The organism is Niastella vici (assembly GCF_002077945.1).
In the GTDB taxonomy this organism is placed as follows: Bacteria; Bacteroidota; Bacteroidia; order Chitinophagales; family Chitinophagaceae; genus Niastella; species Niastella vici.
Map to the genome: position 1 here is coordinate 64,073 of NZ_LVYD01000124.1, position 22,613 is coordinate 86,685.

16 protein-coding genes are annotated in these 22,613 nt (G+C 44.5%); 7 read left to right on the plus strand and 9 right to left on the minus strand.

Going from position 1 to position 22,613, the window contains the following annotated elements:
- Positions 1–204: 204 nt before the first annotated feature.
- Positions 205–2,784, plus strand: a complete 2,580-nt coding sequence (locus A3860_RS37875) for a circularly permuted type 2 ATP-grasp protein (RefSeq protein WP_081155803.1) — start codon at positions 205–207, stop codon at positions 2,782–2,784.
- Between the two features lie 7 nt (positions 2,785–2,791).
- Complete coding sequence (locus A3860_RS37880) at positions 2,792–3,679, plus strand: transglutaminase family protein (protein WP_081155804.1); 888 nt, start codon at positions 2,792–2,794, stop codon at positions 3,677–3,679.
- Positions 3,680–3,687: 8 nt separating this feature from the next.
- Here A3860_RS37880 and A3860_RS37885 read toward each other — a convergent pair whose 3' ends face one another.
- Complete coding sequence (locus tag A3860_RS37885; RefSeq protein ID WP_081155805.1) at positions 3,688–7,143, minus strand: transglutaminase family protein; 3,456 nt, start codon at positions 7,141–7,143, stop codon at positions 3,688–3,690.
- A gap of 246 nt (positions 7,144–7,389) precedes the next feature.
- On the opposite strand from A3860_RS37885, the gene A3860_RS37890 reads away from it, so the two are divergent.
- The 3 genes from A3860_RS37890 (at position 7,390) to A3860_RS37900 (ending at position 11,780) form a co-directional block, all read left to right on the plus strand.
- The gene (locus tag A3860_RS37890) at positions 7,390–7,917 is read left to right on the plus strand and encodes a class I SAM-dependent methyltransferase (RefSeq protein ID WP_081155806.1); all 528 of its coding nucleotides are present in this window, start codon (positions 7,390–7,392) and stop codon (positions 7,915–7,917) included.
- 267 nt (positions 7,918–8,184) lie between these two features.
- The gene (locus A3860_RS37895; RefSeq protein ID WP_081155807.1) at positions 8,185–10,200 is read left to right on the plus strand and encodes a M13 family metallopeptidase; all 2,016 of its coding nucleotides are present in this window, start codon (positions 8,185–8,187) and stop codon (positions 10,198–10,200) included.
- Between the two features lie 56 nt (positions 10,201–10,256).
- Entirely contained in the window at positions 10,257–11,780 is a 1,524-nt protein-coding gene (locus A3860_RS37900; protein ID WP_081155808.1) for a serine hydrolase, read from the plus strand.
- Positions 11,781–11,969: 189 nt separating this feature from the next.
- Here the strand turns inward: A3860_RS37900 and A3860_RS37905 are convergent, their stop codons facing one another.
- The gene (locus A3860_RS37905; RefSeq protein WP_081155809.1) at positions 11,970–12,956 is read right to left on the minus strand and encodes a hypothetical protein; all 987 of its coding nucleotides are present in this window, start codon (positions 12,954–12,956) and stop codon (positions 11,970–11,972) included.
- 423 nt (positions 12,957–13,379) lie between these two features.
- Here A3860_RS37905 and A3860_RS37910 point away from each other — a divergent pair, with 423 nt between their 5' ends.
- Positions 13,380–13,826, plus strand: a complete 447-nt coding sequence (locus tag A3860_RS37910) for a DUF6934 family protein (protein WP_081155810.1) — start codon at positions 13,380–13,382, stop codon at positions 13,824–13,826.
- A 10-nt stretch (positions 13,827–13,836) separates the two neighbouring features.
- Complete coding sequence (locus A3860_RS41580; protein WP_173820324.1) at positions 13,837–13,998, plus strand: hypothetical protein; 162 nt, start codon at positions 13,837–13,839, stop codon at positions 13,996–13,998.
- 64 nt (positions 13,999–14,062) lie between these two features.
- Here the strand turns inward: A3860_RS41580 and ppsA are convergent, their stop codons facing one another.
- The 7 genes from ppsA to A3860_RS37950 form a co-directional block, all read right to left on the minus strand.
- Positions 14,063–16,687, minus strand: coding sequence for a phosphoenolpyruvate synthase (gene ppsA, locus A3860_RS37920; protein ID WP_081155812.1), 2,625 nt, complete (start codon positions 16,685–16,687; stop codon positions 14,063–14,065).
- A gap of 168 nt (positions 16,688–16,855) precedes the next feature.
- On the minus strand, positions 16,856–17,359 hold the full coding sequence (locus A3860_RS37925) for a hypothetical protein (protein WP_081155813.1): 504 nt from the start codon (positions 17,357–17,359) through the stop codon (positions 16,856–16,858).
- A 61-nt stretch (positions 17,360–17,420) separates the two neighbouring features.
- Positions 17,421–18,263 carry a hypothetical protein gene (locus A3860_RS37930; RefSeq protein ID WP_143774468.1) on the minus strand — a complete coding sequence of 281 codons (843 nt, stop codon included), beginning with the start codon at positions 18,261–18,263 and terminating at the stop codon, positions 17,421–17,423.
- Positions 18,233–18,742 carry a hypothetical protein gene (locus A3860_RS37935; protein WP_081155815.1) on the minus strand — a complete coding sequence of 170 codons (510 nt, stop codon included), beginning with the start codon at positions 18,740–18,742 and terminating at the stop codon, positions 18,233–18,235. Before A3860_RS37935 ends, A3860_RS37930 begins: the two co-directional genes overlap by 31 nt.
- Before the next feature lie 221 nt (positions 18,743–18,963).
- Positions 18,964–20,118, minus strand: coding sequence for a TlpA disulfide reductase family protein (locus A3860_RS37940; protein WP_081155816.1), 1,155 nt, complete (start codon positions 20,116–20,118; stop codon positions 18,964–18,966).
- Between the two features lie 31 nt (positions 20,119–20,149).
- Positions 20,150–21,709 carry a PKD-like family lipoprotein gene (locus tag A3860_RS37945; RefSeq protein ID WP_081155817.1) on the minus strand — a complete coding sequence of 520 codons (1,560 nt, stop codon included), beginning with the start codon at positions 21,707–21,709 and terminating at the stop codon, positions 20,150–20,152.
- A gap of 25 nt (positions 21,710–21,734) precedes the next feature.
- Positions 21,735–22,595 (minus strand): DUF4843 domain-containing protein, encoded by an 861-nt coding sequence (locus tag A3860_RS37950; RefSeq protein ID WP_081155818.1) that lies wholly within the window; start codon positions 22,593–22,595, stop codon positions 21,735–21,737.
- Between the last annotated feature and the right edge of the window lie 18 nt (positions 22,596–22,613).

A 22,613-nucleotide genomic window follows, 5' to 3' on the forward strand; every position in this document is an offset into this window, starting at 1 on the left:
GCTGTATCAAATTGAAGTGATACAGCCTTCTTTTATTCGGGCAATTCACCGAATATGAGTAAAATTGCATTGGTCCCCTGATGCAATTGTTCTGCTAATTCCATCAGCTGCAATGAGATCCACGCCTTCCAACAGGAATATTACCAGGCAGCTTATTGCTTAATATTCATTAATTTTAAATATACAAAAGATGATAAAACAAATATGTCTGGTCAAATTTCTGTAGAAGCCTTCCTGCAACAACATATTCCCGATTCCCATTCGTATAATGAACTTTATACTGAACAGGGGAACATAAGGGCAACCTGGGAAAGTTTTTTTTCTTCGTGGCAAGGGATGGGGCATACGGAAATACAAAACCGCACCAATGATATTTTAAGGCTGCTGAAGGAAAATGGCGTGGCGTATAACATTTATAATGATCCTTCAGGAGAAAATCGTCCCTGGGAGCTAGACCCCATTCCACAAATTATATCCGCAACAGATTGGGCAATCATTAATAATGGGCTGGTACAGCGGGCTACGTTGTTCAATTTATTGCTAAAAGATATTTACGGTCCTCAAACGCTTATAAAAGAGGGAATTATTCCACAGGAGCTAATATATATGCACCCCGGTTTTTTACGATCGTGCATGCATATTAACTTACCCGCACAACAACACCTGGTGATATACGCAGCCGATATGGCACGCGGTAGTGATGGCCGGTTATGGATCATCAGCGACAGAACCCAGGCCCCTTCGGGGTATGGATATGCCCTCGAAAATCGCTTTGCCATGTCGAGCGTTTTACCTGAATTATTTTCTAACCTGCAGGTAAGAAGATTATCACCATTTTTTGACTCCCTGCAACAAGCGCTCCACAGCATTGCGCCGAATACAAACGATACGCCCAGAATTGTAATACTTACACCCGGCCCGGAAAATGAAACCTATTTCGAGCACTCCTATCTGTCTGGTTTCCTGGGCATTACCCTGGTGCAGGGGAATGATCTGATGGTAAAAGATAATTTTGTATGGTTGAAAACCATTGACGGCCTTGAAAGAGTAGATGTGATCCTGCGCAGAATGGATGATGTGTATTGCGATCCGCTGGAGCTGAAAAGCGATTCATTACTGGGTGTACCAGGATTATTACACGTAGTACGAAAAGGAAACGTAGCAATTGCCAATCCCCTGGGCAGCAGTATTATTGAAAATGCCGGGCTTATGCCTTTTTTGCACCTGGCCGCCCGCCACCTGCTCAGCGAAGACCTGATAGTTCCCTCCATTGCTACCTGGTGGTGCGGGCAACCCCGGGAAATGCAATATGTGATCGATAACCTGCCGCACCTGGTTATTCGCAGAATATTCAGGCAAACCGCCGGCACCCGCACTGCTATCGACGGCGCTTCCCTGTCTGCCGCTGAAGCAGCCACGCTTATAAGAAAAATTAAAGCCAATCCTCATTTATACACCGGTCAGGAAAAGATCAATTTCTCATCCACCCCTTCGTGGGTGAACGGAAAAATAGAATCCAGGAATTCGCTGATCCGGGGTTTCCTGGTAAAAAAAGAAGACAGCTTTGTTGCTATGCCGGGAGCGCTTACCCGCACCAATTACACCAAAAGCAGCTTTGTTATTTCTAACCAAACCGGTGGCATCAGTAAAGACACCTGGGTTATTTCGTCGGGCGAAGACCATGTGCAACCGGTAAAATTTCAGTTGCAAACCAGCGGCTCTTACAATTTGATACAAAAGGAATCTTTGCCAAGCCATACAGCCGAAAACCTGTTTTGGGCCGGACGCTATACAGACCGGCTTATTAATAACGCCCGGTTGCTGCGAACCGTTATGCAATTTGTTATGCACAACCAGCAGCCTTCCCAGGCTACAGCAAACGCTACAAAAAAAATATTGCTGGCAGCGCTTACACATTGTACCTATTCCTATCCGGGCTTTACAGGCAATGAAAATACCGAACAGTATCAGCAGTTGCTCAATAATCCCTGGAATGAATTTTTGCAAACCCAGTATGATGAAAATAAAAGCGGCGGGCTTTCGCAAAACCTGGTCCTGTTTAAAAAATCGGTGTACAATGTTCGCAGCTTTTTATCGGCCGACTCCTGGCGGGTGGTAGACCAACTGGGCGAAACATGGCAACGGGCAAAAAGCCAGCCACATCACGAACCGGCATCTATGATCAACGACATAGACAATCTGAACACTTCCATGTTTGCTTTTTTGGGCATGAACCGCGAAAGCGCCCGGCGCGAGCAGGAATGGGCGATCCTTGACCTGGGAAGAAAGTTGGAACAGTCGCTGTTTATTATCCGGATATTGCAACAGGTATTGTATAAAAGACAGGAAACGCAAACAGAATATGAACTGCTGGAAGCCATACTGGCGGCCACTCAAAGCATGGTTACCTACCGGTACACCTTCAGAGACCATTTGCAACTGCCCCTTGTACTGGAGCTGCTGATGTTAGATATGAACTATCCCAAATCACTGGCTTACCTCATTGATAAGATCAGGCTGCACGTATCGACATTACCCAAACAGGGTAAAACCCAAACATTGAGTGAGCCGGAGCGGCTGATGCTGGAAGCGCATACCCTGCTGAGTTTGTCAAACGGGCTGGTATTATCAAAACTGGAAGGCAGCGGCGAAGAATACGTTCCCCTGAGCAAATTGCTTGTTAAGCTCAACGAATTATTACTGGAAACCAATGCCGTTATTTCAAAAACCTATTTCAAACATACCCTTTCGCAGCAACAGTTATTTGTTACCCGGGTCTTATAATTGCTTTATGTTGTATAGCATTAAACATACCACCACTTATACGTATCAGGAAACGGTGCCGCTTTGCCATAACCTGGCCACGCTGGCGCCCCGCGATACCCCTTCGCAGATCTGCCGCTCCTTCTCACTCGATATATCGCCTGTAGCCGGCATTGTTGATGAATACACTGACTTTTTTGGTAACCGGGTTTTCTATTTCGTGGTAGAGCAGGAACATGAAATGTTATCGGTAACCACCTCCTCTATTGTAGAAAGGAAAACGCCGGAATGGAAACTAACCGCCAAAAACCTTCAAAGCTGGGAAAGTGTACGCGATCTGCTGCAGTCATCAACCGGAAAATACATGCACGAGAAACAATTCGTTTTTCCTGCTGATATTACTGTTGCAACGGAAGCAATTCAGCAATATGCCGCCCAGTCCTTTACCCCACAACGCCCCTTAATGGAAGCAGCAGGCGACCTGATGCAGCGCATCTATACTGATTTTACCTATACACCAGGCTTCACAACGGTTTCTACTCCCCTATCGGTAGTAATGGGAGAAAGAAAAGGGGTATGCCAGGATTTTGCCCACCTGGGCATTGCCTGTATGCAGTCGATGGGACTGGCCGCCCGGTACATCAGCGGTTACCTTGAATCGATACCACCACCCGGAAAAGAAAAGCTAACAGGCTCCGACGCTTCGCATGCCTGGTTTTCGGTTTTTATACCAGAAATGGGCTGGGTTGATTTTGACCCTACCAATAACAAATTGCCCGATGAACAGTACATAGTTATTGGCTGGGGAAGGAATTATTTCGACATCGTTCCCCTGCGCGGCGTTATTATGAGCAGCGATCTGCACCAGCTATCTATTGCCGTAGATGTTAAACGGTTAACAGGATCCCGTGAATAGTGAATGGCCTACCAGTTTTTCTTTTTCCGAAGGTCGAGGGTGGCAGGAAACTCGCTATCAATATCGGGTATTGGTGCATCATATATGAACGGTAACCGGTTGTTCAATACATAACGCGACACGCCCGAAGTGGATGACTGTAAAGATTGTTGTCCCTGTCCCTGGGTATGGCTGGTAATACCAAACCGGTTATGACGACGTGATTCTGCTTCAAAACTATTTACCGGAAATGTATCATAACTTCTGCCGCCAGGGTGCGATACATAGTAGGAGCATCCGCCAATGGAACGGCCATTCCAGGTATCTACAATATCAAAGGTCAATGGAGAATCTATTCCAATGGTAGGATGCAGGGCGCTGGGCGGTTGCCAGGCCCGGTACCTGACACCACATACATATTCGCCTTTTACGCCGGTAGCTGTCAATGGCACTATCGATCCGTTGCACAATAAAATATATCGTTTATCAATCAAACCTTTCAGCTTTACCTGCACTTTTTCAAGCGAGGAATCAACAAAACGGGAAGTACCCGTGCTCGACATTTCTTCGCCCAACACATGCCAGGGTTCTATGCCCATGCGCAACTCCAATTCTATATCGCGAATGTTTAAAGAACCGTATTGCGGAAACCGGAATTCAAAAAAAGCATTGAACCAGTTTACATCAAATGCATAGCCTGCATTATTCAAATACGCCACCACATCATCCATATCCTGTTTTACAAAGTGGGGCAACAGGAACTTGTCGTACAAAGCAGTTCCCCACCGTACCAGTTTATGTTTATAAGGTTTTTTCCAAAATGCAGCAACCAGGGCCCTGATGAGCAATGATTGCAGCAGGCTCATGTGTTTGTGCGGTGGCATATCAAATCCGCGAAATTCCAGAATACCCAACCGGCCCGACGACGAATCGGGTGAAAACATTTTATCGATACAAAATTCCGAGCGGTGGGTATTACCGGTAAGATCGGTCAATAAATGCCGGAACAACCTGTCGGTTATCCAGAAGGGTATGAATCCCTTTTCCGGCACCTGGCTGAACGCAATTTCCATTTCATACAAATTATCTTCCAACCCTTCATCAATCCTCGGCGCCTGGCTGGTGGGGCCTACAAAAGCACCGGAAAATAAATACGACAACGCAGGATGGTGTTGCCAGAAGGTGATCAAACTGCGCAACAGATCGGGCCTTCGCAACAAAGGACTATCAGTAGGTGTTGCACCGCCAATGGTTATATGGTTACCACCACCCGTGCCGGTATGCCGGCCATCGAGCATAAATTTTTCAGTACCCAATCGCGACAGGCGGGCTTCCTCATACAACATATTGGTATTAGAACAAAGAGTTTCCCAGCTTTTGGCAGGATGGATATTTACTTCTATCACCCCAGGGTCGGGCGACACTACCAGTTTTTCGAGCCGGTTATCGCGGGGTGGTTCATACCCTTCAATACGAACCGGTATATTCAGTTTGGCAGCGGTGGCCTCTATGGAAGCTATTGCATCCAGGTAATGTTCCAGGTAATCCATGGGAGGCATAAAAACGTATAAGAAGCCATTTCTTATTTCCACGCTTAATGCGGTTCTGATAGTAACAACGTCAAACGTAATCTCCTGATCAGGTTCAGGAGGCGTTTCTTTGGCCGCAGGCGCTTTCTTTTTCCTGCCGGGCCCTTCACCGGCAGCCACTATGGTTTGGTGGGCGATCCGCTGCACCGGTGCTGAATGCGCCGTAATGGTTCCATACCGCCCGGTAATGGTATCATGAAAAAAATCCAGCGCCGGCAATTCTTCAAACATACTACGTTCAACAGGTTGCTGCATTTTGGCCCTGGCCATTACCGGCAATGAGTCTAAGGGCAGCCGTAACCCTACAGGTGAATTTCCAGGCATCAAAAAAAGATGTTCCCGGTTAAACACCCATTTACAGCTCAGCCATTTATTGTTCCAGTAATTCCATTGCAGGGGTAACACATAACCAACAGGCTCACCCAGCCCCTGGTTCAGCAATTGCGCCAGTGTTCTTCTTTCCAGCGGATCTTTCAGGTTGCTTTTCAGCGGATCAACGTTTACCGGCAGTTTACCTTCCGACCATAGAAAATAAAACACATCTTCATAGGCCGGGCTTATATTATCGGCGCTAACGGCAAGGTGCCTGGCCAGCTCATTCAGAAAGCGCTCCGCATCTTTATATGTAAGGTCCAGGCCCTTTTTTTCATGAGCAACCAGGTTAATATTACGCCATACCGGGTAACCATCTTTACGCCAGTACAATCCATATTGCCAGCGGGGCAGTGATTCACCCGGGTACCATTTTCCCTGGCCGTAATGGATCAACCCACCCGGCCCGAACTTTTCGCGTAATCGGTAGATCAGGTCGTGGCTCAGGATCCTTTTTTCATAGCCATCAGCCGCGGTATTCCATTGCGCCGATTCCATATCGTCGATAGAAACAAATGTGGGTTCGCCGCCCATGGTTAACCGCACATCACCAGCTTCCAGATCTTTATCAACCTGGTAGCCTATGGCGTTAATTGCCTGCCATTGCGCTTCAGAAAACGGGTGGGTTACCCGCGGATCTTCATGAATACGGGTAACCTTATTTTCAAATGTAAATGTAACCTCACTTTTATCTGCCGCGCCCACAACGGGGGCGGCACTGGCATAATCGGCTGTGCAGGCCAATGGAATATGCCCCTCGCCAGCAAACAGGCCCGAAGTTGGGTCAAGGCCAATCCAGCCGGCGCCGGGCACATATACTTCCACCCAGGCATGCAGGTCCGTAAAATCACTGGCAGCACCCGAAGGGCCATCAAGCGATTGTTCATCTGCTTTCAACTGCACCAGGTAACCCGATACAAAGCGTGCGGCCAGGCCGGCATAACGCAAAATATTTACCAGCAACCAGGCCGAATCCCTGCACGACCCCAATGCTTTGGTCAACGTTTCATCGGGCGTTTGTACGCCCGGTTCCATACGGGTGGTATAAACAATTTCATTATTCAGTTGCCGGTTTATGTTCACCAGGAAATCAACTATGGGGGTTGGGGTATTTCTGTCAATGTGTTTTTCAACCCATTGTTGAATTAAAGGCCCTTCCACTTTATGCTCAAGGTAAGGGGCCAGTTCTTTAGCCAGCACAGGTGCATAGACAAAAGGAAATAATTCAGCATAGTCCTCTACAAAAAAATCGAATGGATTGATCACCTGTAAATTGGCGATCACTTCTACATCGATTTCCATTACATTCGTTTTCTCGGGAAAAACTACCCGGGCCTGGTAATTCCCGAAGGGATCCTGCTGCCAGTTTATAAAATGGTCCTGGGGCTTCAGCTTAAATGAATAAGCCTCAATGGTAGTTCGGGAGTGAGTTGCAGGCCGCAACCGGAATATATGAGGAGAAAGCGCAACCAGCCTGTCGTAGGTATAAACGGTTTTATGTTGTATTGCCACCCTGATAGCCATAAAAGGGAATTTGGTATATTATTATTGAAAGCAATACAATCGTTACTTAAATTTAAGGGTGAAAATTGTGATGTTAAAATATATTTCGGGGCAGTTGGGTAAAAAATAAAGGCCTGTAAAAGATAATACTGGAAATTGCGGCTTGAATAGCAATGTCTGCTAAGATGAGATTGTTTTTATTGGACCTGAAAAAGAATTTAGACAAAATAGCATGTAAAAAAACCAGAAACGCAGCAACCCGATTCCATGCAATTATCAGAAGCGATATCGTTGATTAAAAAAGGAATTGCTCCGCAAAACTCTCCACAAACCTGGGCCGATCTTGGCGCGGGCAAGGGATTATTCTCCGAAGCCCTAATCTCCATATTACTACCGGGTTCAACCATTCATGCGGTTGATTTACATAAGCGACCAAGCCTCCAACACAATCCCTCGATCATATTTCACCAGGCGGATTTTGTGAAGGATATATTGCCAGTTCCTATTCTCGATGGAATACTAATGGCAAATTCCCTTCATTATGTACGGGATCAGGTAGCATGCATCCAACAATTAAGAACCCATTTACGCAATCGCACGGGCGTATTTATCCTGATTGAATATGACACCGATACAGGAAATGAATGGGTCCCATATCCTGTTTCATTTGCCCGTGCACAAACGGTATTTAGTGCCGCTGGCTTTTCCAGGATCGAAAAAATAGGAGAACGCTCATCCATTTACCGCAGGGATTCAATTTATGCAGCTCTAATCAGCCAATCCGTTGCTTCTTAGTGTCACGGTCTCTTTTAGTATGGTACCACTTGCAGTGGTGAAGCCTGACTTAGCTGGCGCTAATTTTCTAATCAATTTTAATGCGTATTTGATTGATTTCCTGAAATGCAGTTCATGAAGTAATATAGTTACCGGACGTATTTGCTTATTCATCCGTTAGTTTATAAAGATCCCGGAAACTTCGGGCAGGCATAGTTGTTTAATTATAAACCAGAAACGATATCTTTATCAATTATTCAACATCGTTTCGCCACCAACCTAATCTATATGAAAAATTGGTTTTTGCTATCTGTCAGCTTGGTTTCTTTTGTTGCCTGCAAAACAAGTACTACCGAAAAATCTTTTATAGCTATTAATGGGATAGACTCGACCCGCCAGCCGGGCGATAATTTTTTTAATTATGTAAATGCAAAATGGTATGATACTGTACAAATACCGGCGAGCCAGTCGGGCGTAGGCGCCTACCGGTTCATGAACTTTCAGCAGCGCCTCAAGTTGCAAGGCATCCTGGATAGCGTATCGAAAAGTAACAATGCGCCGGGAAGCCTGGAACAAAAGATCGGTGATTTCTTTGCTTCCGGAATGGATACCAATATCATCAACCAACGCGGCTTTGAGCCCATTAAAACCGGGTTAGACCGGATCAATGGCATCACCAGCATTTCTGGTATGATTACATTCATGGCAGAAGAGAGCAAATTGTCCAACTCATCCCTCATTTCTTTTCAGGTTTCGCCCGATCAGGAAAACAGCAGCATGAATATGGGGCATATTTCTCAAGCGGGTATTGGCATGCCCGACAGGGACTATTATTTCAAGGCCGACTCCGCCTCCGTTTCTATTCAGCAAGCCTATAAAAAATATCTCGCGGATCTTTTTACGCTGACCGGAAGCGATTCAGTATTGGCGCAAAAAAACGCGGCGCTTGTTTACAGTATTGAAAAACAACTGGCTGCTTCACATAAAACCAATATTGAAACACGGGATATAAAAGGCAATTTTCATAAAATAGCCCTGGCTGATTTAATTAAACAACAAGGTAATATAGGTTGGACAACTTACTTCAATACCCTGGGCGCCACCATGGATTCGCTGGATGTAGCCCAACCACGTTATTATGATAAAGTGAACACGCTCCTGAAATCGATCCCGCTCGGGGATTGGAAAATATACCTGAAAGCGTATTATATTAGTAGCTATGCAGATTACCTGAGCAAGCCTTTTGTTGATGCATCCTTCAGATATAACAAGGCCTTGACGGGACAGGCCGTGCAAAAAACACGCGGCGAGATCATGGCCAGCGCGGTAGATAACTCTCTGGGCCAGGCGCTGGGACAATTGTATGTGAAGCTATATTTTCCCGAGTCGGCCAAAACACGGATGCTGGAGTTGGTGAATAACCTGCAAAAGGCCTTTTCCAATCGGGTTGACCAGTTGAACTGGATGAGTGACAGCACCAAGCAAAAAGCCAAGGAGAAATTATTTGCCATTACCAAAAAGATCGGATACCCCGATAAGTGGCGCGATTACAGCCATGTAACTGTTGTAAGGAATAAATATTTTGAAAATGTGGTATCGGCGGCTGCAAACAACTTCCAATATAGCCTGGCCAAACTGGGGAAACCCGTTGATAAGACCGAATGGTTCACTACGCCATCCACAGTTACTGCTTATAATAATCCTTACGCCAATGAAATTGTGTTCCCCGCCGGAATTCTACAGCCTCCTTATTTTGACAATAATGCCGATGACGCCCTTAACTATGGGGGTATCGGTATGGTTATCGGGCATGAAATGACGCATACGTTTGATGACCAGGGAGCACAGTTTGATAAAGACGGGAACGTAAAAAACTGGTGGACACCTCAAGACTACGAAAAGTTTAAGGCCAAAACCCAACAGGTCATTGACCTATACAATAAATTCACCGTGCTGGACAGCATTCATGTGAAAGGTGCGCTTACAGTAGGAGAAAATACAGCGGATATAAGCGGCGTTGCCGTGGCTCTTGACGCTTTTAAAATGACCAAACAGGGACAGGATACCACGAGAATCGGCGGGTTTACACCCATGCAGCGATTTTTCTTTTCAGTTGCCAGGATCTGGCGGGTGAAAATGAAAGACGAATACTTACGCTACTGGGTAAATAATGATCCCCATTCGCCACCCATGTGGCGGGTGAATGGCCCACTGATGAACAACCCGGCTTTTTACTCAGCATTTAATTTGAAACCTGGCGAGATGATGTACCTCGACAACGATAAGCAAATCAAGATCTGGTAAATTGGAGTGGCCAGTTGATTCAAACGGCTAACCAAAGAATTAACTTAACTTCGATCATGCGAAAATTACTGCCCCTACTGTTGCTAGTAGTCATTGGCCAATGCATCTTCTGCCAAACGCCCGCCTTTATTACAGATAGCCTGGACAGTTACATCCGCCAGGGTATGAAAGACTGGAATGTACCGGGGTTAGCTATTGTAATAGTGAAAGATGGGCAGGTTGCTTTTATGAAGGGCTATGGAGTGGCTGATACGGCTACACGCCAACCCGTAGATGAAAACACCTTGTTTATGATTGCCAGCAATACCAAACTGTTTACTGCTACCGCGCTTAGCAAGCTGGAATATGACAAAAAGCTTTCGCTGGATGATAAATTCACCAAATACTTTCCCGGGTTTAAATTATATGAACCAACCACCACCGGTTTGTTAACGATCCGCGACCTGCTTAGCCATCGCATTGGCACCAAAACCTTCCAGGGTGATTTTACCTTTTGGAACAGCCGGCTTACTTCGCAGCAGATCATGCAAAAAATGAAACTGATGAAACCTGAGGCCGGTTTTCGTAGCCATTATGGGTATTGCAACAGTTGCTTTTTAGCGGCAGGCGAAGTAATTCCCAAAATAACCGGTCAGTCGTGGCAAAGGTATATACAGGATAGTATACTTACGCCCTTGCAAATGAAGCATACGTATACCAGCATACACAGCCTGTCTGATTCCCGCCTGCTGTCGAAACCGTATACTACCAGTTTTACCGGCATACTGAACCAGGTGCCCTGGGATGACTGGGATAACCTGGCTCCTGCCGCATCTTTGATCAGCAATGTGAGCGATCTGTCGCACTGGCTATTGTTTCAACTGGATAGCGGCCGTTATGAAGGAAAGCGTGTGATGCCTTTTAGTGTGCTGCAAGCAACCCGCGACATTAATACCCCTATTACAAGCCGCAAATCACCCGTAGTGCCTACCCACATTGCAGGATACGGATTAGGCATCATAGTAGGCGATTACAACGGCCGGCAGGTTTTCTGGCATACGGGCGGCGCTGCCGGTATGGTAAGCAACGTATGCTTTGTTCCCGAAGAAAGGCTCGGCATGGCGGTGCTTACAAATAACGATAATCAGAATCTGTATGGCGCCTTGCGGGCTCAGGTGCTGGATGCCTACACTGGTATGCCTTACCTGAACAGAAGCAGGAATTATTTGGCAGATTTCAATAACACCATGGATGATACTTTAAAAACCATTCATGGTTGGCAGGCCCGCATAAAAGGCATGGCTCCATCACTTCCACTATTGGCTTACGTGGGGCATTATACAAACGCGATGTACGGATCGCTGGATATTAACCTGGCAGCCGATAAAAAAAGCTTACATGTAAAATTCAACAGTCATGATCATTTAACCGCCCGCCTTTCGTATATGGATTCGAAAGAATGGCTACTGCAATACGACAATATTGAGTACGGTATCTTCTCTGTACAATTCAAGATCAGCGGCAACAAAGTAATATCCATCGAAACCAAAGAAAGCGATTTTGTGGAAGAAGATCCGTATGTTTTTGTGAAGCAGCAATAACAAATCACCGTAGTGTTTCTTTTTAAGGAGATGAACCATGGCCTATCAACGATATGCTCTAAATCATATTGGCTTAAAGATACCCTGGTGTTATATCAACAAAGCCCAAGTAACAAACGAGCCATGCCATTCAATATGAATGGTAATAAATTTTTTAATTGCTTCAGGGGGTATCATAAGGCAGGTAGTTTAAAATTTTAGATTTACGAGCTCAGCTTTAAGTTTTGTTTCAAGGTCTTTAATGCTTGTGTATAGTAGGCACCGTTGCCCTTGTGTATCAAATCTCAGGTCTTTTGTATCCTTCTTAATTACTAAAATGGTTCTTTTGTTTTGTCCCCAGGCGAAACCAACTTCCAAATAAACACTTGGATTTGCAGTTGTTAAGTCAGCAATAATAAAATCAGCCGACATAATTCTGCTTTTTACCCATTCCATAACATCCCCTGTGAAAGATTGCAGGTCGGCCCTTTCACATAAATAGCCGGATGCATTTACTGCTCCATATATTCCATAATGATAACAATCATCAAAATCTGAATCAAAAGGCATGGCAACGAATACACTTTTCTTACTTTCTGAAGTATACCCAGCGGAGCGAAGTGTTTCCGACGAACCATTACCCATGTCTTTTAAGCCACCTGATTTGGGGGGAGGAATATAGCCGTCAGGTAAAAGTCTTTTCAATACCCTTTGAAGTCTTTCAGCCCGTCCTTCAGAACGTTCGACAAAAGTGATTTCCTGAAGATCAGGAGGGCAATTTCCTGCAGTGATGCTTTCAACTATTCCAGCCACCTGAGCTTCGAAAGCTTCAAATTCATCAAGCCCAAAACCAGGGCCATGAATTGTCAGAATAATTGATTTTGTTTTTGGATCAGCTTTGGCCAATGAAATCAAGGCTATCCGGCCAAAACTCCTGATATCCTTATACTTCAGATATGCTAAAGGTGGTGTTCCTATGAAAAGAAGACTTTTTGTATTGGTAACTTCTTTACTCCCCGTAAAAAAGAAGTTCCAGGCACATGGAAGTTTTTCATAAATGGGGTATCCCATGCTTTCAAATTTCCCAATAACGTCTCTGTCAAGGCCATGTGCCTCTTGTGCAAATTTTAAGATCAGGGTGTCCGCTTTTGTTGTAAAAGCGTCGCCATCAATAACTGAAATTTTAATCCCGGGCATTTGTTGAGGTGTTTGGCAAGCTTACAAATATTTCGGATTATAAGAAAAGGTGTTTTTCACGTTTTTTTGTTGTCTTTTTTGTGCTCGTTACGACTTCATACAGGCTGCTGCATTTTGTTTTGAGTGTTGAAAGGAATTGTTTTTGAGTAATATGCTCAGAAGTATTCAGTGTAACATGTATGCTGCATCGTAATGCTGTATCAAATTTAATAATATAACAGTAATAATTAATTGATATATTTTTCAGATTATTTAAAAATTATTATATTTGTTAACCCATACGCTCTGATATAACATTCCACACAACACCTGACGAGGTTTTCCAAGTGTAAATAGATGTGATAACATTTAAACTAATAGTAAGGCTATTACTATTAGCATATCTATTTACACACTTAATCTAATTCTATAAAACTGTGTAGAATGAAGTACGAGTCGTATTCTGAATTTGCATTTACTGAGGATTTTAGTGTAATTGATTTCATAAGCATCGGTAAGAATGGGCCAATACCTAAAAGGATTACATTTACAACAACTGAGCTGGAGAATGTTTATAATCTGGCCTTTGGTGATGTAGATTTAAATGGAGAGATAGATGATTATAGGATAAGTGATAATGGTGATAGAAATAAAATATTATCGACGGTTGTTAAAGTCGTAGATGACTACACAAGAAAGTATCCTGAAAGATGGATATTAATTAGAGGAAGTACCAAAGAAAGAACAAGATTATATCGAATGGCTATTGGTAACAATCTGGAAGAATTGACCAGTAAATTTGACATCTATGTATTTACTAATGAAGAGTTAATTGTTTTTGCTAAGAACATGGAAATCAACGCATTTTTAATTAAGCGAAAAAATGTTTAACTTTATGAGAATGAAAAAGGTATATAAAATCAAGAGCGAGTTGTTTAATCAGGTGAGCACCTACACTGTTGATGAAAATCTCAACAAGTTAAAAGGTAAGGTGCTGGCGCCTAAAAAGCTTGAGGAAGCGAATAAGTTGCTTAGAAAATTAAAAACGCCTTTACCAAAGTAAATTGGCACAAAAATATTTGAGTCTAAATGAAAAGCCTCCCGGGAGGCTTTTCATTTATGCAGCATTACAGTATCTCCACATACCCTTCGGTCCCGTTCACCCGGATCCGTTGCCCATCTTTTATCAGTTTGGTAGCATTCTCTACGCCCACAACTGCCGGCAAGCCATATTCGCGGGCAATCACTGCGCCATGGGTCATCAGTCCGCCCACTTCGGTGACCAGGCCTTTTATCGAGACAAACAAGGGTGTCCAGCTGGGGTCGGTAAAAGTGGTGACCAGGATATCGCCTTCTTCCAGCGCGGCAGCTGACATATCCAAAATAACCCGTGCCCGGCCCTCTACAATGCCCGAAGAAACAGCGAGGCCTGCAATGGCTTCGGCGGGAATATTTTCCCGCTTGTACCGGCCCGTCATGATCTCTCCTTCAGACGTAATAACCCGCGGCGGTGTAAGTTTTTCAAATAATTTATACTCCTCTTTCCGGTTGTTGATGAGCTGGTAATCCAGTTTATTTGTGCGGACTGCTTCCTGCAATTCTTCAAAAGCGAGATAGTAAATATCTTCTTTTTCATGAATGACGTTAGCCTGTACAAGCCGTTCCGCTTCCTTTAGCAATGCCTGTTTATAAACGTAGTAACGGCTAACAATGTCATATTTCGGGTATTCACGGTAACCAATGAAATTCCGGATCAGATCGATCATTTGTTTTGTTTCGCCAGCTTTTTGTTCTCCATCCGGTAGTTGCTTCAATCGATCTAATAACTCCTGTTCTTTCTTTAATGCTTGTTGTAGTCCTTCTTCAAATTTCCGCCTGCTGGCGCCCCGCTCCTGGTTTTTGATGTTAGTAAGGATGAGGGGAACGAGTATCATTGGTTTTTCGCTCCAGCGGGTCCTTGTAATATCGATCTCGCCGGCACATCGCATTCCGTATTTGTCGAGAAATGTAATGATTGCAGCCCGGGTTTCCCGGCCACCCTTAAATTGAACCAGTTCATCGAGGAAGTTATCTTCATTCATCCCGACGTGCCGGGATAAAAATTCAATTATTTCGGGATATGGGCGGATCACATCTGCCACATCTAACAGCGCCAGCCCCATTTCAGAAGTAATATTGTTTGGAACCGATTGTGAAAGCGTATCAGCCGGGTTTATTTCTCCTAACCACTCATTCATTTTTTCATTGATCCAGGCCGATGCATGAATGGCGGACATGATCACACTCAAATTATTCGTATCTGCCGCCCGCTGCCGCCGTTGCTGCATATCTTCCAGGATACAATCAAATACATCTAATCCTGATCTCGTTTGAATATTTTGTTTTAACGCTGACAACGATTCCTCACTACTCCTGATCAAATCAGCTACAATTGCCGGATCGTTTCCTGCCTCTGCCTGAATATCCGCAGCCGTCATACCCTTATGGCTTTTAACGGGCCCCATATCGCTTTTATCATCCGGGACCGATCTTATAAAATCCCGCTCAATGATGGTAATAAGCGCGTCTTTTATGAGCGGATCAGAATGCCCTAAAACACCCAGTAAATTTTGCCTGCCAGCCGGTGAAGCCAGTCCCATCGTGATATCCACAAACAGCCTTCCGCCACCTTTTTTAAACATGGGCCGGGCACCTGTTAACATCCAAACAGAGATCCCCAGTGGTTTTATAGGATCAGTCATCATTTGTTGATGACCAACAGATACGTACACGTGATTCTCGTGGTCATTTGTTTCGGGTATAGGAAATAAAGTAGTGACCGGCCTGCTTTGCACAATATAAAATGTATCATCAGCCAAACACCATTCAATGTCTTGCGGACAGCCAAAATGGTTTTCGATCTTTCTACCTGTTTGCTCCAACTGTAAGATCTGCTCATTTGTGAGCGCTGGCTTGTTCTGCTGCTCCACCCCTATCTCCTGCTCTTTTGTACCCCCATTTTTTGTGGCATAAACAGCCAGCTTCTTGGTTGAGATTTTTGTATCGATAACCTTGCCGTCACGTACTTTATAAACATCTGCATTCACTATACCGGCAACCAGCGCTTCTCCAAGGCCAAAGCTGGCGTCTATAGATAACACCTTTCTGTTACCAGTAACGGGGTCAGCTGTAAACATGATCCCGGCCGTTTGCGGGAAAACCATCTTTTGAATAACCACAGCCAGATAAACCTTACGATGATCGAAGCCGTTTTGAATGCGGTAGGTTACTGCCCGCGCAGTAAACAACGATGCCCAGCATTTACTGACATGTTGCAGGATTGCTTCCTTTCCGATTATGTTCAAATAAGTATCCTGCTGCCCTGCAAATGAGGCCGTGGGAAGATCCTCTGCGGTTGCGCTGGACCGTACAGCCCAGGCATTGTTTTCGCCAAGGAGGGTAAGCTGTTGAGTGATGGCTGAATTAATATCGACAGGAATTGTTATAGCCTCGATAAACTTACGAATGGCAGCACTCACTGCATTGATCTTTTCACGGTCTTCAACCTGTAGAAGTGATAACTGATTGAGCAATTCGTTGATCGATGGTGTTTCTTCCATGATCTTTTTAAAGGCTTCGGTAGTAATACAAAAACCAGCTGGCACGGGTATTCCTTCAATGCGGGAAAGTTCACCCAGGTTGGCGCCCTTCCCTCCTGCCAGCATGAATTTTGATTTATCAACGTCCTGGAAATCGAGCACAAATGAACTCATATATTCTCCTTTTTAAATTGGGTGTTATATCAATCCAATTGCAAAAAGGATAAAAAACCATTAATAACCAACCATTTCAATGAATAAATTATTTTTTATTGAAATGGTCAACAATCCATGAATTCAGCTTGTTGTTATTGCAAAGGAGCCGTCCCAAATGGCTTAAAATCAGGGTCTGAGTTTACCCTGTTTTTCTAAAGTCCCCAACAACCAGCTGTTATTTCTTTGATCATCGAAACCTGCATCATCTATCGCTGCAGGATATCCCAGGCGCAGTACGATCTTATTACCAGATGATAATGAAATGTCCATCGTGATGGAATTGGTACAGGAAGAACTGGAAATTCCGGGTTTAAAGAACCCATAATAGATCACCTTCCTGTCGACTGTAACTGCAAAGGGTGTGAAATCATGAAAGGCTTTCACCTTTTGAATGGCTATAGCAGACAATTTAAATTCCCGTGCAATCTGTGAATATTCCAGGATGTCATCGTTCGTTATCTCAGGCGTATCCTGTATGGAAGAAGCTGCAGCATCTATTTGACATTTGCCGGGAACAGTCTGGCTGGTTTTGAGCAGATAAATTTCAACGGTTTCTCCCCCACTCACCTTATCTTTTTTGCACGAGAGAAGGATAATATTAAAAATAAGCAGTATTGGTATGAGTTTCATAACCCACCTTTAGCAGAATGACAATAAATAACTGGCTATCGTTGCACCAGACTGTATTTCGTCAATAGTACTGATAATGATCGTAATGGAATTCCTGTGCACGCTGCAGGTAAAAGTTATCCGTTATTGCTTTGCTTATATTATCGACTATAGCATTTAAATCTCTGATACGCGCCCTCCTTTCCGGATCTAATAAGCCCTCGGTATTTTTACTTCCATCACTATAAAGCAGCCGGAGCGATTTAATATAAAGGTCTTTTTGTTTCGAGATATCGTAAGGTTCTGAAATATCCTTTTCATATAATTTGTACACATAAATTGAGTATTCGGCATATCCCAGAATCCGTAAACCCTGGTGTCCAAAAAAAGTGCCGCCATTGTGCAACCGGGCAAAAAGCAAATTAATGTTTGAATATATATCAATCAGTCTTTTTCGACGCATTGCATATTTATCAATGCCATTTTTCTGTTTCAAAAAATAGGCATACAACACATAATATACGTCCTGACCTGCCTCACTATTATATGCATCCCGGCTGCCATTACAATAAAAAGTAAGGTCCGGATACCGGATATCGTCACTATACAACTCGGGATGTGTGTCAACAATGGTATTAAACTCATCCCTGCCGTAAATTAACGTGTCGCCGGTTTCCGTTGCGATGAGCAAGCTGTCCTTGGTTATATAGTAGGCAGATCTGTCACCTGGTTTGGTTGCTTCTGCCTGTACCGTTGCTGTATCAACACGGGATTCCTTACCCCTTTGACCAACATGGGCGTCCTTCTCTCCCTGTTTCGCTGCCCTTTTGCAACTTAAAACAGTCAATAGCGAAACACACAATAGTGTCTTCATTAAATTGCGGCTATCAGCCATTACTTTTTGGCTAACTGTTCTGCTACCCATGCTTCCAGTTTATTATTAGTGTCGAGCTCAATGAGCTTGTCCATCTGCTCGTCTTTCGTCAAACTTTTGTTAGCCTGGTAAAATTTGATCACACTTTTGAGCCCCGCCAGACTTCCTTTAATTTCATCTTTGGAATACGAGTTCTGAAGTGCGTACTTCGTCCAACCGCCCAGGAATACTACCAATAACACGTTGTTCTTTTCTGTAAACGGCATTACGTTTGAATTAAACGTAATGGTAACTGTTGGTGAGTTCGTTACCCAGGCTATAAGATTGGCAGCAACTATTTTTCGTTTTTCGATATCCTGGTCCAATGGGGTGTTTTCAAACCAATTGATCGTATTAATTACTAAAGGTTCGCTTTTTACAAATTCCTTTTTTTTAGTGGGCACGGTTGTCAGCAATTCCCCCTCCTGGGAAAATGATGCAAAGGAAATCAATGTCAGAACTATTACAAAACTGCCTTTAAGTAAATTCATATTTCAATTTTAGGGTTATGGTCACGAAAGATAAATATTTAATGGAATCAATGCAATTACTAAACAGGCAATCCGGAAAAACTGACAATTCCATTTTCACACTTATCCTTAAAAACTGCACGGTTATGCCCCAAAACGACGCACTTACTGGCTAAATTAACACTATAAAAAAACCCTTCAGATCGATTGACCTAAAGGGTTATCAGTTTGGAAAAAGAAGTTTATAATACCTCCTGCAGCTTTTTGAGCAGCGCCTCCCCGCGTAAATGTATCGCCACGATCTTTCCCTGTGGATCGATCAGGAAATTCATCGGGATCTCATGAATGCCATACAGCTTTGTCACGGTGGTGTTCTCTTCGGGAGTCAATGTGGCTACCTGCGGCCAGGTAAGCCTGTCCTTGATGATGGCAGCCACCCATGCTTTGCGGTCGCCCGGCTTTTCCAATGACACGCTGAGCACGGTGAAGTTCTTATCTTTAAACTGGTCATACGCCTTTACCACTGAAGTGGTGTTTTCATAGCGGCAGGGTATGCACCAGGAAGCCCAGAAATCGAGCAGCACATATTTACCTTTGAAGGAAGACAGCCGAATGGGATTGCCCAGGGTATCGTTCAGCACAAAATCTGCAGCCGGTTTGCCGGGTCCTACTTTAAATGCGGTGGCAATCAATTCGCCCAGTTCTTTGCCGACAACTGTATTTTTTAAAGGGGCAGCGAGTTTATTATACAGGGCGCTCAGCGTTTCTTTATCTTCTGCCAGTGCTTTTGCTGTTACCATTTCCCGTAACAATCCCAACGATACATGCGAGGCTGGGTTGGCTTTCAGATATACCAATTCTACGCTGTCGATCCGTTGCTTGCATTGTTCATTGAGGGCCTTGTAATTTATCGTAGCCACCGAATCGCGGTTGATGATCGCATGCAGCATGTCGTTATATGATGCCCGTTCCTTATCCTCAAACGGTTTCAGTTTTGCCTGAAAGGCCAGGAAATCCTGCTGTGATTTTCCGGGGGCCTTTACAGCAACCGTTGTTAAGGGATATCCATCAACGGTAACTTCGCCGCCTTCTATATAAAACTCGCATTTCTCACTCGTAAACCAGGGAATACCTTCCCGCTGTTTTTTGGTGGTAGCGATGGAAAGTGTTGCCCTGGAGGGCTCAACCAGCGTACCTTCTATTGTAAACAAACCGTCTTTAATAGTGGCCGCCGTATACACTCTTTTACTGCCATTGTAATAACTGAGTGTAACCTTTTCGCCATTCCTGGTAGTATCCTTCAAATTCCATTTGATATTGAATGGGGTTTGCGCCGAAAGGGTCATGGTGGCGCCAGTCATTGAAATTACTGCTACAATTGCCTTTAAGGTATTCATTTGTTTTTATTTTATTTTTTCTGAACCGCCTTTAATTAATGGCTCTCCAGTTCATGTCTTTTATTTTTATTAACCCATCCCAGTCCGATCTGTCAACCGGGGTAATAGTAACCGTATTGGGGTTGGTGCCCACCATATAACGGCGCAGCCTGCCCTTAGTAGTTGAATTGTATGTTGCAACGTACAGGCTATTGGTAGCGTAATCGATCTGGGTGTCGAATTTGAGCATGGTGATTGCATCTCCACCCGTTTCAGGGAACTGGTAGATCTTTTCAAGCCCCTTATTGTAGTCGTATGCATACAGCCGGTTGCCTACTGAATAAAATACCACACTGCGGTTTGAAGAAAATGCATATTGTTCGGCCTTATCAAAATCAGTAGCCAGCGGCAATACAGTATAAAGATCCCGCTTGGGCGGCGTGGCGCCGCTGGCGTAAAATTTATAAATATAGTACTGGTTGCTGTTGTTCTTCATGATTGCAAATGAATTGCCATTGGTGCTACCGCCATCGGTATTGCGCGTATTTTCTCCATACACCAGCACCCGGCCCGCCGCGGCCTGGTTCCAGGGAAAACTATCTGTTGTTTTATCCGTTAATGCGGAGGAAGTGGTACCAATACCAAAGCTGCTGAAAAGCATGAAACGCTGGTTCTCGGTATCGTACCACAACATGTTGCTCATGCTGCCAATAGCATACCACAGGAATGGCGCTGTCTTAAGCTTTTTGTCGTAATTGGATGCCTCCCGGTTAACCGGGTTCGTATAGTAATCACCGCCCGCCGTCAAAAAGGTATGTGTGGTGAATATATTGCCATCAGTTGTCATCATCGCCCGCGTATATGAACTACTGGTTGTGCCACCCCGCTCCTTTATTTGCGGTACAGCCAGGATGGGCGTAAGGCTAGTTTTATCGGCAAACTCATTGGTAACTGTAATGGTTGCAAATATTTTTGACGGGTTTCCCAGCATGCTCTTGCGGTCGAGATAATAGGAGCCGCTTTTTGTCATTACCCACAATCGGGCGTTATTGCTGTTTGTATCTTTTCCGCCGATCTGCATAATGGTCACGGGGTCGTGCAATGCAGGCAGGCCGCTGTTACCTAAAATGCCATGTATCGCCAGCGTATCGTTCACCATCGAGATCATATCCACTTCGGCATTCCCGTTCTCACCGGTTCCCATCAGCATGAGACCGGTTGAATACCTGGTGCCCACTGTTACTTTAGTGGCTGCCTTCCAGGCAACGCCTGTTGCATTGTCAATGATCCTTAAATACAGGTTGTATAAATCCGGGGTTACATTTATTTTGGCATTCAGCACCGCTTCCCGCCCCAGCGTATCTATCACTGCGCTGCCCCTGTATAAGATCCAGTAATAATTAAACCGGGCGGGATCGGCATCGGATTCACTCATTTGTATGGCCGGCTCAATATGCAATGGCCCTACCCCAAGCACAACCGAATAGTTGGTTGCCAGACCATTTATTTTGATCTCATTGATGTTTTTATAATCATAGTTTCCCTTGTCTTTGAAACAGGCCAACAGGAAACTTATATAAGCAGTAAGTATGATGAGGCTGATCTTTTTCATAATGAATTGCGGGGATGGTTAATAATTAGGGATAAGGCACGCCAATGATGGAGGTCCAGGGAACGGTTCCACACCACATCAGCCGGCCGTCATCCTCTTTTACCGGTGTTCCCGCATTGAACTGGTTAATGAGGTAACGGCTCATTTCGGTAGTGATGAGGTTCGACAATACCAACGTCATCGTTACATCAGAGCTGAAGTCCTCATATTTCAGATTGAAGAGCTGGCACATCAGTTCCATTTTTTTACGGGTAAACGCGCCCCAGGCGCCGGTTTCCACTTTGGTGGCGGCCACTACAGAACCCCGCCACACAGCCGGTTGCACCATGAGGTCGCTTATATTGATGGTATGCAGACTGGCGTCAAAAGCGGTGTCGGCGCCCAGGTAGCTTTCGCCCAGTCCGGGTATCGCTTTCCAGTTCTTAAACACAAGGCTGAAATTTTCATTGGCCACCAACCGCAAACCGATCTTTTTACTGGTGGTGGCCAGGTCGGCGGTGCGTTTCAGTGTCACCGGTATATAACCATAAATTGAATCGGCCGGAACAGTAAAGGTGTTGCCGATGGGCAAAAAGTGTACACCTTCCTGGGCGGTGGTAGAATCGGGGTTTACCTCAATCGTGAATGCCCGGTCATAGTCTTTAACGGGGCCCACTATCATGACCCTTATATTGGCGATATACTCTTTTACACTGGCTGGTTGTTTTACAAATTCAATATTTGTGTAAGGGCGGTAAGGCCATGAATTAGGGGCTGCGTAAGAAGGCCCCGAGGTCACCGCAAAATAAATTCCCTCCATTCCCTCATACCCCATCATCTCTTTTTTGCAGGAAGCCAGTGAAAAAACCATTATCAACATTCTAAAGCAGTAAATGAAACTTTTCATTGTATAGGCTTTTTAAAT